9 protein-coding genes are annotated in these 12,335 nt (G+C 39.0%); 7 read left to right on the top strand and 2 right to left on the bottom strand.

The annotated features are described in order from the left end of the window. On the top strand, positions 1 to 576 hold a 576-nt coding region (locus tag AC1DG9_RS22760; RefSeq protein WP_477635290.1), incomplete at its 5' end, for a uroporphyrinogen-III C-methyltransferase. On the opposite strand, the gene AC1DG9_RS22765 is transcribed toward AC1DG9_RS22760, so the two are convergent. Beyond that, positions 573 to 2,147 carry a chloride channel protein gene (locus AC1DG9_RS22765; protein ID WP_477635291.1) on the bottom strand — a complete coding sequence of 525 codons (1,575 nt, stop codon included), beginning with the start codon at positions 2,145 to 2,147 and terminating at the stop codon, positions 573 to 575. The genes AC1DG9_RS22760 and AC1DG9_RS22765 overlap by 4 nt on opposite strands. Before the next feature lie 377 nt (positions 2,148 to 2,524). Here AC1DG9_RS22765 and AC1DG9_RS22770 point away from each other — a divergent pair, with 377 nt between their 5' ends. Then, positions 2,525 to 3,217 (top strand): Crp/Fnr family transcriptional regulator, encoded by a 693-nt coding sequence (locus AC1DG9_RS22770; RefSeq protein ID WP_288882831.1) that lies wholly within the window; start codon positions 2,525 to 2,527, stop codon positions 3,215 to 3,217. Positions 3,218 to 3,235: 18 nt separating this feature from the next. Here the strand turns inward: AC1DG9_RS22770 and AC1DG9_RS22775 are convergent, their stop codons facing one another. Next, positions 3,236 to 4,627, bottom strand: coding sequence for a glycoside hydrolase family 140 protein (locus AC1DG9_RS22775; protein ID WP_288882829.1), 1,392 nt, complete (start codon positions 4,625 to 4,627; stop codon positions 3,236 to 3,238). 122 nt (positions 4,628 to 4,749) lie between these two features. On the opposite strand from AC1DG9_RS22775, the gene AC1DG9_RS22780 reads away from it, so the two are divergent. From AC1DG9_RS22780 to AC1DG9_RS22800, 5 genes are all read left to right on the top strand, one after another. Continuing rightward, positions 4,750 to 5,316: an RNA polymerase sigma factor gene (locus tag AC1DG9_RS22780; protein ID WP_172660392.1), complete on the top strand. Its 567-nt coding sequence runs from the start codon at positions 4,750 to 4,752 to the stop codon at positions 5,314 to 5,316. Between the two features lie 37 nt (positions 5,317 to 5,353). Then, positions 5,354 to 6,379, top strand: coding sequence for a FecR family protein (locus AC1DG9_RS22785; RefSeq protein ID WP_477635292.1), 1,026 nt, complete (start codon positions 5,354 to 5,356; stop codon positions 6,377 to 6,379). A 116-nt stretch (positions 6,380 to 6,495) separates the two neighbouring features. Beyond that, positions 6,496 to 9,831: a SusC/RagA family TonB-linked outer membrane protein gene (locus AC1DG9_RS22790; RefSeq protein ID WP_477635293.1), complete on the top strand. Its 3,336-nt coding sequence runs from the start codon at positions 6,496 to 6,498 to the stop codon at positions 9,829 to 9,831. 32 nt (positions 9,832 to 9,863) lie between these two features. Continuing rightward, complete coding sequence (locus AC1DG9_RS22795) at positions 9,864 to 11,648, top strand: RagB/SusD family nutrient uptake outer membrane protein (RefSeq protein WP_172660390.1); 1,785 nt, start codon at positions 9,864 to 9,866, stop codon at positions 11,646 to 11,648. 27 nt (positions 11,649 to 11,675) lie between these two features. Then, a partial coding sequence (locus AC1DG9_RS22800; RefSeq protein ID WP_477635294.1) for an endonuclease/exonuclease/phosphatase family protein occupies positions 11,676 to 12,335 on the top strand: 660 nt, incomplete at its 3' end.

Raw genomic sequence — 12,335 nt, forward strand, 5'->3', positions numbered from 1 at the left:
AAGCCATATGGACTTTGCACTTCACAGGAAACTATTCATCAACTGATAAAGCATTATGCATTTACAAGAGGAAATGGTGTTCGTTTAAAAGGAGGTGATCCTTTTATTTTTGGAAGAGGTTTTGAAGAAATCTTATTTGCGCGTGAGCACGGTATAGAATCTCATTATGTGCCGGGCATCAGTAGTATGCAAGCAAGTGGTTTAAATGATATTCCTTTAACCCATCGTGGAGTAAGCGAAAGTATCTGGATTATAACAGGTACAAAAAAAGATGGTTCTTTATCGTCTGATCTCCAATTAGCAGCTAAAAGTAAAGCTACAGTAGTTATATATATGGGAATGAAAAAGCTGACAGAAATATCAGCTTCTTATATTATGTCTGGCAGAGGGGCCGTTCCTGCAGCAATAATCCAGAATGCTTCAATGCCACATCAAAAACAAATTGTTTGTGAGGTTAAAGATTTGTCTCAGGCGGCAATGGATTCCGGGCTTTCCCATCCGGCAATTATAATAATTGGAGATGTAGTAAAAGCCGCGGAATTCGTTGCCGCTCAGGAAGCACATAAATATGCCTAGTTTTCTTTTACTTTATGAATCAATTGACGTCCTCTTACAAGTATTTTAATACGTTGACGCTTTAAGGATAGGTTAATTCCCGCTTCCTGATTTTCCTTGAGGTGTATTTTGTATGCGGTAAGTACATCTTTATAAGTGAGTAAGCCAATTACCCTGTTTTTTTCATTGGCAGATAATACCGGTAAAAACTCCTTATCGCATTTAGACATTAACTCTACGGCCCATGCAAGACTATCGTTGCTTTCTAATGCGGGAATATTTTGCTCCATGAGCTCGGCTATAGGGCCATTTGCATCGTGATTTTTGTTGTATATGCTTGACAGCGTGATTACACCTTTAAAGTTATCGTCATCATCTGTTACTATAAAGTGATTTTCTAATGGTGGGTTAAGGTCAAAGAATGACCTGATTTCACTTATACGATTTTTGGTGCTTATAACCATGCTATTTGCTCTTAGTACATCAACCACAGTCATTTTCCTCAATACATCCGGTTCATAAGAATCGGGGGTGTATATTCCTCTTCTTGCAATTTTCTCGGTCATAATTGTATTTTCCATAAAAAAGAAAGATATCAGGTATGATGCTGTACAAGCTCCTAGTAAAGGTAACAGTGCGTGAGATTGCATAGTAGCTTCAAGAGCGAAAGTTATGCTGGTTAGATAAGCTCTTGAAGCGCCTGCAAACATAGACGACATGCCCACTAAGGCAGCCATTGGAATGCTTATGCCTGAATTTGGAAACAGTAGAAGTGTAATTGAGCCAAGTATGGCTCCGGCTGCGCCACCGATCGTTAATAATGGTGCGAGTGTGCCTCCTGATGTGCCGCTACCAAGAGCAATTGCCCAGGAGAGAAATTTAAAGAAACAAAGACTCAGCATTAAAGCTAATGGTATTTTTCCTGATAAAACACTGGTGATATTATCGTAACCTACGCCTAGGGTATGGGGAGCAAAAAAGCCGATTATTCCAACTGCCAAACCGCCAATTGCAGGCCACCACATCCAGTGGATAGGTAATTTTTCAAAGGCATCTTCGATGTGATAGACGACTTTAGTTAGCCCAAGTGAAACAAAGCCTATTATTATGCCCATAAAGCTGTAAATGCCCAGAGCCATATTTGATGGTGAACTAAGTTCAGGCATAGGGAACACGGGGCCTGATTCAAATAGAAACTGGTGCGCGGCGGCACCTGTTATACAAGCGAGTGCTACAGGTAATATGGCTTTGGGTGAAAATTCAAATAGCAGGAGTTCAATGGCCAGAAAAATAGCTGCTATGGGTGTGCCAAATATTGCAGACATACCAGCAGTAGCTCCAGCGGCAAGAATGATTTTGCGCTCATTAGGTGTGATTTTAAATAACTGGCCTAATGTAGATCCTAAAGCACCACCGGTTGCTATTATAGGGCCTTCTGCCCCGAATGGCCCTCCCGTACCTATCGCAATAGCAGAAGAGATGGGCTTTAGAAGCGCAATTGAAGGTTTAATTTTACTTTGGTTAACAAGGATTTGTTCCATTGCCTCTGGAATACCGTGTCCTCTTATTGCTTTAGAGCCATATAGCGCCATTAATCCAACCAGAATGCCCCCAATTGCAGGAATAATAATTACCCATATCCCCAGATGATTGTTTGCAGGGCTGTTGAATTTTAAGTCGAAACTTCCGTAAAATGCAATGTTGGTTATAAGATCTATAAGAGAGATTAGAACTTTTGCAATTAGACAAATTGCAATAGCAACACCAATAGTATGGGCACAAAGGTAAGGTTAATTTATATGCTATAAAAGCTAATTATATTGTTTATGAAATATTTTATGTTTATTTAGTTGTTTATTTTGTATTTTAATATTGTTTAAACAATATTTATTATTTTGGATTTTATGCGTGGATTCTTCTTTTTTGATATTTATATAGTATTATTGCATATCAAATGCCCATATAAAAAATGAAGGAATCTCGTAATCTATGTGATCTTAAAAGCTGTTTTCTGTGTAAATTATGTTTGCCCGAATGGTTGCCGGCACTTCAAATTCAGAAAAAGAATTTTGAGGTAAAAAAAGGCGAGGTTATCTTCAAAGAAGGCGATCCGGTAAACGGGATTTATTTTGTATCTGCTGGAACTGTTAAGGTTCATAAAAGATGGGATAAGGAAAAGGAATTGATTATTCATTTTGCCGGCCCTGAAGATATTATCGGCCATTTGGGTCTCGGGAAAAAACCGTTATATCCAGTTTCGGCTACGGCATTAGAAAATACAGTAGTATGTTATCTGGGGAGAGATTTCTTTGAAACAACGCTAAGGGTAAATACTGATTTAACTTATAAGTTAATGCAGTTTTTTGCAAATGAATTGCAAGACTCTCATAGGGCAATGCGTGATCTGGCGCATATGTCGGTAAAAGCGAGAATAGCACAATCTATTCTGGCTCTGCTACATAAGTTTGGGGTTGATGAGAATGGTTTTATCGCTTTAGGTCTAAGCAGGCAAGATATTGCATCGTACTCAGGAACAACATATGAAACCTTATTTAAAGTAAGTAATGATTTTATAAAAGAGAAGATAATTGAGGTCTCGGGCAGAAACATTCTGGTATTAAATGAAAAGCGGCTTTCAGAGATGATTGGCGTTAACCATTAGCAGTACTAACGGTTAACATTAACCAGCTTCTAATATAAGTACCCAATCCAAAGCATCTCCGCTTGTTGGAGGTGTAAAAGTAAGCTGAGGCTTTTTGTCAATTTTAAATGCCATGCTAAATACACCATTTCTAGGATTAAACCATTTGGCCTTAAAGAATTGCTTTCCTTTCAGATGAGCCGTATTGACATTCAATTTGCGCCCGGTAGGAGTATAAATAAAAGCATAATGCCCATCATTTGCACGGGTGGCACTACAGTGTGCACCGTCTTTAGGGTTATCTCCTAAAATTAAACCCTGATCGGGAATACGGTCAAGCATTGATTGGGATTGGATTAGTTTTTTTACATAGCCCATCTGTTGTGAGCCCGGTAAATCCATTGCTTCTTTCCAGTAATGTCGGGCTAAATTGATTGGTTCGCGGCCGGGAGCGTAGAACTGCCATATGTCGTGGCAGCCATAAGTGTGTCCGAGTGCACCGGCAAATACCTGCCAGTATGCTAATTTTCGAATGTCGTCTGCTGTTGAGAATCCGTTCTTTTTCGCATCAAAACATACCGGATGGTCCTCATAAAGAGGTTCCCCATCAACCACTGGTTTTGTTGGCTTTAAATTGTAATCATAAGAGATCTTATCATAATTACTTCCATCCCTGCAATGTCCTGTCTGGAGCATATTAAAATCCAGCCACTCATCATTATGAAACCAGGTTGATGAACCGCCATTTTCTTTTGGTTGTGGATGAAAAGTCATTAACACTTTATCATTGCCTCCGGCACCTTCAGCAATGCCTTCCGCTAAAGCGCGCCAAATGGCCACATCTTTTTCACCGCGAGGATTACGGTCGCCACCCAATATCCATATAATGTTAGGTTGGCTCTTATATCTGTTGCCAAGAAACTTTCCATATTCCTTTGCGTTTTGAACATTGAAAATTTCAGGGCCTTTTCCCCAGGTACTTTTAAAAACTTTATCGCCCCATAGCGGTAACAGGCCCATGTATAGATTTTTTTTGGCAGCCAATTGAACAAACGCATCAATATCCTTAAAATAGTCTTCATTAAGTTCAGAAACGTTATTGTTTTCCATGGGTTTATGGCCAAGTGCATTGGGCTCATTTATCCCATCCAGCTCGGCCAATATTACCGTTTGAAGTACTGTAAATCCTTTGGATCTGCGGTTATCCATATAGATCTCTGCGTCTTTAAGGGTTAATCTGTGTAATAACTCCCAGGCAGTATCTCCAAGATAGAAAAAAGGCTTACCATCAGCATAAACAAGGAATCTGCGGTTATCTGATACACGCAATTGCTGCATTTTTACATTTTTTCGATTTATTTTTTGACCATAACCTGCTGGAATATTCATTACAGTGAGTAATAATAAGAAGGGCCAGTATATTTTTTTCATATCCATATATTTAATCGAGTTATTGTAATCATATGAACAACTTTTGCATATATTTAATTAACTAAATATAACCAAATAATAAGAGTTAACATCCTGTTCATATTGGAACTCTACTTTTGAATATGCTTCAAGTTGGAAGAAAAGACGAGGAAATAGTTCGACAACTTAAGTTGGGCGATACTGCAGCTTACGATCTCTTGTATGAGATGTATTGGAAGAAGCTGTATGTCCATATATTAACCCGTATTAAAGACGAGGAAGCTGCTAAAGATATTGTCCAGAATGTTTTTATCAATATTTGGGAGCGAAAAGAAACAATCATAATTAATACCAGCCTTGAACAATTTTTGATGGGGGCTGCAAAATTCCAGGTACTCAATTATTTCAGATCAGAAAAAATAGAAGAACGTGTTTTTGATCATACCTTAAGGAAATTTGAAGATGCATCAGTTTCTATTAATGAACTATCGGACTATCTGGATCTGGAAAAGCTTATAGAGGTAGAAATAAAAGGTTTTCCGGAAAAAATGCGCCATGCATACCTGCTTAAACATGCTCATCATTCCACATCTGAAATAGCAGAAAAACTAAACCTTGCTGAGCAGACGGTTTCAAATCATATTTGTGAAGCAATGAGAAGGATCAGGAAGAGGTTAAGTGAAAAATTCCCCGAGCGACTGATTAATTAATACAAACTTAACAATTTCTCAAAGTAGATTCGAGTGTTTGAAGTTACTTATAAGAAAGAGCAGAAGTTTGGAATCAGAGCAGTTTAAAAAAATACTAGAACGTTATGTCAGCGGAATGGCAAGTGACGACGAAAAGCAAATCGTCGAGAATTGGTATGCTTCATACGATGATGAAGCTGCTATGCAAGAGTTTTCTGAATCTGGTAAAGAAGAAATCATTAAGGCTGAAATGGAAAATGCTATTTTAGCCAAGAGGGATAATTTTTCAAATACAAAAGTATCGTTATTTAAACATTACTATAAGTATGCTGCAGTATTGGCTTTAATTATACCCGCACTCTTTTTTGGCAGAAAATTCTTAAAGCCATCAAATGACTTTAAGAAATCTGTAGAAAACGAAGTATTTAGCGTAGTGGAGACTAAAAACGGAGAATACAAAAAGATAATCCTTGCAGATCAATCTGTCATTCAAATGAATCCCAGAACAAAACTGCGGATACCAGCTAAATACGTGCTGAATTCTTCAGGTGAGCCGGTTTATTCCGATAGGTCAATTTTTTTAGATGAAGGAGAAGCTTTTTTTGAAGTTACTAAGGATGCTAAACACCCATTTGTAGTTTATACCAAACAAATTAAAACACGTGTATTGGGTACTAAGTTTGCCGTGAGTACGCAACCGAAAGCCATAACCGAGGTAAGTGTTACTGAAGGAAAAGTGGAGGTGAGCGATAGTAAAAACGTGTTTGATCGTTTGCTCCMTGGCAAACGTTTACACTATAATTCGAAAACAAGTAAATGGAAAACAAGTGATTTTGCTACGCGTGAGCATAACGCATGGTTTGAACAGGTAACAGATCTGGACCATGCTTCGTTTGCAGAATTGGCAAAAGTTATGAAAATTAATTATGGTATAATTCTAAAAGGCAGCAGGACCGCTACTTCAAGTTACTTATATAATATACAAATACGGTCTGCACGTTCACTTGATCAGACTATGAAAATAATTTGTTCAGTACATCAAAATAAATATAGGAGGATAGGAAATGAAATAGTGATATACTAAAAATAAAAAACCGGATCTGAAGCAGATCCGGATTGATAAATTCAACAGGAAGTAGTTTGAGACCCTCTACCTGTTGGATCTTGTAGAATCTTATTTATCAATAAAATAACAAATATATGAAAAAACATTTACTGCTTTTGCAGAAGATTATGCGTTATACACTGCTTATCTACGCCTTTATAATCGCCAGTACGCAAATATTATTTGCAGACAATTCCAGTGGCCAGGTTTTAAATAAAAGAGTCAATATTACCTTTAAAAATGAAAATCTGCTTATTGCGATAGAAAAGCTGCAAATGAAAAGCGGAGTCGATTTTGCCTACGACCCGGCATACCTAAAACTTAAAAGATTCAGAACCCAGGAGAAAGATTTTAGTAACGAAAAAATAGAAGAAATTTTAAAATCTATTTTTGACGAAACGGGTCTTACTTTCCGCGAAGAGGTGAAAGGAACCATCACCTTAATTAAAAATGAAGATCCCGGTAAAATTACCGGTAAAATTGTTGACGAAAAAGGCGAGCCACTCCCTGGAGCGAGCATCAAAATTCTAGAACTAAATACRGGAGTGCAGAGTAAGGTTGATGGTACTTATAGTATTAATGTTGCACCGGGTGTTTACACACTTGTAGTTAGTTTTGTGTCTTACGGCTCATCTACACAGAGCAGGGTTGTGGTAAAACCCGGAGAAACAACAACACTAAATGTTTCACTTACTGCGCAAACAGGCACTTTAAATGAGGTATTGGTAGTTGGGTATGGCACACAGAAAAGAGAAAACCTTACGGGAGCTGTTGATCAGATCTCTTCGAAATCATTAGAGAACAGACCTGTGCCTAACCTTACACAAGGACTTCAAGGGCTGCTACCCAATCTGAACATCAAAATGATGGACGGAAAGCCAACGCAGTCACCGAGCTATAACATCAGGGGAACTACGTCTATTGGGCAGGGCGGAAGTGCATTGATTCTGATTGATGGTTTTGAAGGAGATCCAAGTTTGCTGAACCCAAATGATGTAGAAACAGTGTCTATTCACGTTAATAAAACCCAGAAATTTTCTCAGGCTTACTTAGATGAGTTTAAAAGAAGAGCCGAATCGGGACAACCTTACAATGAAGTAGAGGTAAATCCAACAACAGGTGAGTATACTTATTACGGAAATACAGACTGGTATGGTCAATTGTACAAAAAAAATACAGTAGCTACAGAAAACAATTTGTCCATCAGTGGGAGTAGTGATAAAACCTCCTTTCTGGTTTCAGGTCGTTTTTTAGGGCAGGATGGACTTTTCAGGTATAACACTGATGACTACAACATGAAAAACATCCGTGCAAAGGGATCTGTACAGGTATTTCCATGGCTAACCATAGAAAACAATGCCGACTACTCTGTAATGAATTATCATAATCCTATTAACGTAGGAGAAGGCGGAGGAATCTGGAGGAACATTGCGGATGAGGGTCACCCGACTATGCCGATGTTTAACCCTGATGGTTCCATGACTTTTACTGCTGTATATACTGTAGGAGATTTCTATTATGGAAAGAACGGTATTGATACGAAAAGACAGGTTTTTAGGAATATCACCGGATTGAGATCCAATTTCTTTAATAATAAATTTAGGGTTAATGCTGATTTTACCTTCCGTAATACCAATAATGGTATTAACCAAAAACGCGTTCAGGTACCGTACAGTAATATAAAAGGGATTACTTCTTATGTAGGTACTACTACCAATGACCTTTTATTCGATAGAAGAGAAACACAATACCTGGCTGCAAATATCTATGGTGAGTTTGAAGACAAATTCGGCGACGATCATTATTTAAAAGTAATGGCCGGATATAACTATGAAGAATCTACCTACAAGAGACTCTCTACGCAGCGGAACGGGATCATTTTTGAAGATGCAACTGATTTAAATCTGGCACTCGGACAAGCAATTAATACATTAGGAGCTTATGAGCAATGGGCAATATTAGGTGGTTTTTCAAGATTGAACTATTCCTTTAAAGACCGTTACCTGTTAGAGGTAAATGCGCGCTATGATGGATCCTCAAAATTCCCTTCTGGTCAGCGTTACGGATTCTTCCCTTCGGTTTCAGCCGGATGGAGAGTTAATAAGGAATCTTTCTGGAATGTTTCAGATAAAATTATCTCAGACCTGAAAGTACGTGCATCTTATGGCTCATTGGGTAACGGAAATATAAATTCGTATGAATTTCAGGAGCTTTTTCTTGTCTCGCAGTCACCATTGGTACTGGGAGGTGTAAGGCCTCAAACCACTAAGCAACCTGGTGTGCTTCCAGACCAGATTACCTGGGAAACTTCTACTACCACCAACTTTGGTTTAGATCTGGCAATGTTGTCTAACCGTCTGACTTTCAGTGGCGACGCCTATGTTCGGAAAACTACTGATATGTTTACCGTAGGTTTAACAGCTCCTGCTGTTTTTGGAAATACTGTACCAAAAGGAAACTATGCAGATTTGACAACCAGAGGATGGGAAGCCTCAATATCATGGAACGACAGGATTGGTAATGCAGATAAACCTTTTAAATATAATGTTCGCTTAACCCTATCTGATAGCAAATCGAAGATTGATAAGTACAACAACCCCACTAAATTGCTTACAGATGTAGGAAATAACGGGACCGGTAAGGAGTATTACGAAGGCCAGACAATAGGAGAGATCTGGGGCTATGAAACAGAAGGTTTCTTTATAGATCAGGCTGATATTGATGCACATGCCAAGCAAAGCCCGCAAATGCGCGCCTCACCAACCAATATCTGGTATCCTGGCGACATCAAACTGAAAGATACCAATGGTGATGGTTTTGTGAATATTGGAGACAATACTGTGGACAAACCAGGCGATAGAAGAATTATAGGAAATTCTGCTCCAAGATATTTGTATAGCATAAGTCTTGGTGCCGACTGGAACAATTTCTTTTTCTCTACATTCTTCCAGGGTGTTGGTAAACAGCAATGGTACCCGAGTACAGAAACCGAAATGTTCTGGGGTCAGTACAACAGGCCATACAACAACATTCCTACTTTTCATGTGGGCAATATGTGGACACCTGAAAACACAAATGCTTATTTCCCAAGAACGATGTCGCGTGCGGCTTCCAGCAACACCAATAGGGAGCTTGGCGTAGCGCAAACTAAATACCTGCAGAATGTTGCTTATTTGAGGATGAAGAACCTTCAGATTGGTTACAATTTACCTGCAAAACTGATTTCACGTATTGGGGCGCGCTCAGCAAAAATATTTTTTTCAGGAGAGAACCTATTCACCTACTCGCCACTCTATAAAATTGTGAAAACCATAGATGTGGAGAACGCAGTACCCTCAGATCAGGATCTGAACTCAGGCAGTACCAACGGAGATGGTTACAACTATCCTTTGATGAAAAGCTATTCATTAGGCTTAAGCTTAGGGTTTTAACCGTTATTGATGAACATTATAAACAGATAATCATGAAAAAACAATATATATGGATACTACTGAGCTGCTTGTGTTTTACAGCCTGTAAGAAGCTTGATCAGGAACCTCAATCTACCCCAACAAATAAAGCTGTTTTTGGCAGTGAAAGTGGTCTGAAGCTCTATACCAACTCTTTTTATGCAATGGATTTCTTGCCTAAGAATTCCACCAGTCAGGATGCTGTTTCTGACTACCTGGCTGTAAAATCTGTTTCCGATTTTATAAGACCGGGGATATTCACTCCAAGCCAGAGTACGGGGTGGACATGGACAGACCTTAGAAACATCAATTACTTTATTGAAAATTGTAAAGATCCTTCTGTTCCTATTGATATTAGAAATAACTATCTGGGTATAGCCAGATATTTCAGGGCATATTTTTATATGGAGAAAGTGAAGAGATTTGGTGACGTACCATGGATTGGCAAACCGCTGAACATCAATGACCCTGCATTATACGCCGGTCGTGATAAAAGAACGCTGGTGATGGATTCTGTGCTAGCCGACCTTGATTTTGCCTGTGCTAACATCAAAGCAACTAACGATGCAACCCGCAGTACAGTTACCAAATGGGTGGCCTACGCTTATAAGTCCAGAATCTGTCTATTCGAAGGAACTTTCAGAAAATACCATACTGAACTTGGCCTGCAGTCTAGCGCATCTGCATGGCTTGAAAACGCTGCATCAACCGCAAAAGAGATTATGGATAAAGGAGGGTATTCAATCAACACAGCCGGAGGCCCGGGTGTTTCCTATCGTCAGGTATTTACCAGCACAGTCCCTGTTGCAAGTGAAGTACTACAGGCCGCTGTAAGTGACCTTACTTTAAATGTATTGAATGAGGCAAACTGGTGGTGGACCAGCGGTACATATGGTGCCAAAGCAAGTTTTACCAGAACATTTATCAATACATATTTGAATCTGGATGGAACTCCCTTTACCAACGACCCTGCTTATACCACTATGCTGTTTAAGGATGAAGTGAAAAACAGAGACCTTAGATTGAAACAGACCATCCGCTCTGGAAATTATAAAAGAATAAGTGGAGGTGTACAAATTCCTGCGCCTCCGGTATTCTCGTATACTTTTACCGGTTATCAACCGATAAAATGGACATTGGATGACATGTATTATGATGCCGGAGCACTTAATATTAACTCGATTGCATTATTCCGTTATGCTGAAGTGCTGTTAAACTATGCGGAAGCCAAAGCAGAACTTGGTACACTTACTAACGAAGATTGGGCTGCAACCGTTGGAGTACTTAGGGCAAGAGGCGGGATAACAGGTGGATTATCAGCAAAGCCAATAATTGCGGATCCGTACCTTATTGCTAACTATTTTCCTGGAATTACTGATCCATCTATTTTGGAAGTAAGGCGAGAAAGGGGGATTGAGCTTAGTCTTGAAGGTCTTCGCTACAGTGATATCTTAAGATGGAAAAGAGGCCCGCTTATGGATCAGGAATGGGACGGTTTTTATGTTCCTGCTTTGGTTACACCTATGGATCTTAATGAAGATGGCATACTTGACGTAGCTTTCTATCAAGGTGCAAAACCAAAACCTGAAGTTGCAGGAGTTACGTATGTGGACGTTTCAGCAACAATTGGCGGTAAAACAAATTCCCAGTTGCTCAAAAATGGTACTTTTGGAGAGCTAATCTGGATGAATGAAATAGTGAGGAAGTGGGATGATAAAATGTATTATTATCCAATTCCTCAGGCAGATTTACAAAAGAACCCTGCTCTTGGACAGAATCCAGGTTGGCAAGGCAACTAATTAGATTATAAAACAAATTAAATAGACATGAAAATAAGACAAATCATTCTTTCTATATTTTTGGTAGTAATGAGCGTTAGCGCTTTTGCTCAAAAATTCACTATTGGATCTTTTAATATTCGTTATGACAATGCCGGAGATGAAGGTAACAGATGGTCGCAAAGGGCTCCTGTAGCTGCAAATCTCTTACGTTTTCACGAATTCGATATCTTCGGTATTCAGGAAGGATTAAAGAATCAGGTTGACGACCTAAGTAAATTGTTGCCAGAGTATGCACATTACGGTTTAGGTCGCGATGATGGTAAAGACGCTGGTGAGCACTCCTCTATCTTTTACCGTCAGGATAAATTTAAGTTACTTGATAAAGGTGATTTTTGGTTGTCTGAAACGCCTGACAAACCAGGAAAAGGATGGGATGCTACTTGCTGTAATCGTATTTGTACCTGGGTACATCTTCAGGATATAAGCAGTGGTAAAAAGTTTTACTACTTTAATGCGCACTTTGATCATCAAGGTAAAATTGCACGTGTAGAAAGTGGAAAGCTAATTGTAAAAAAGATCAGCGAAATAGCAGGTGATGCCCCAGCTGTTTTTACCGGAGATTTGAATGGCGGTCAAAAGAGCGAATGGTATTTAACATTGGCCAATTCAGGTATTTTAACTGATACCTATACGCAGGTTAAACAT

Source organism: Pedobacter sp. 05L430 (assembly GCF_056397585.1).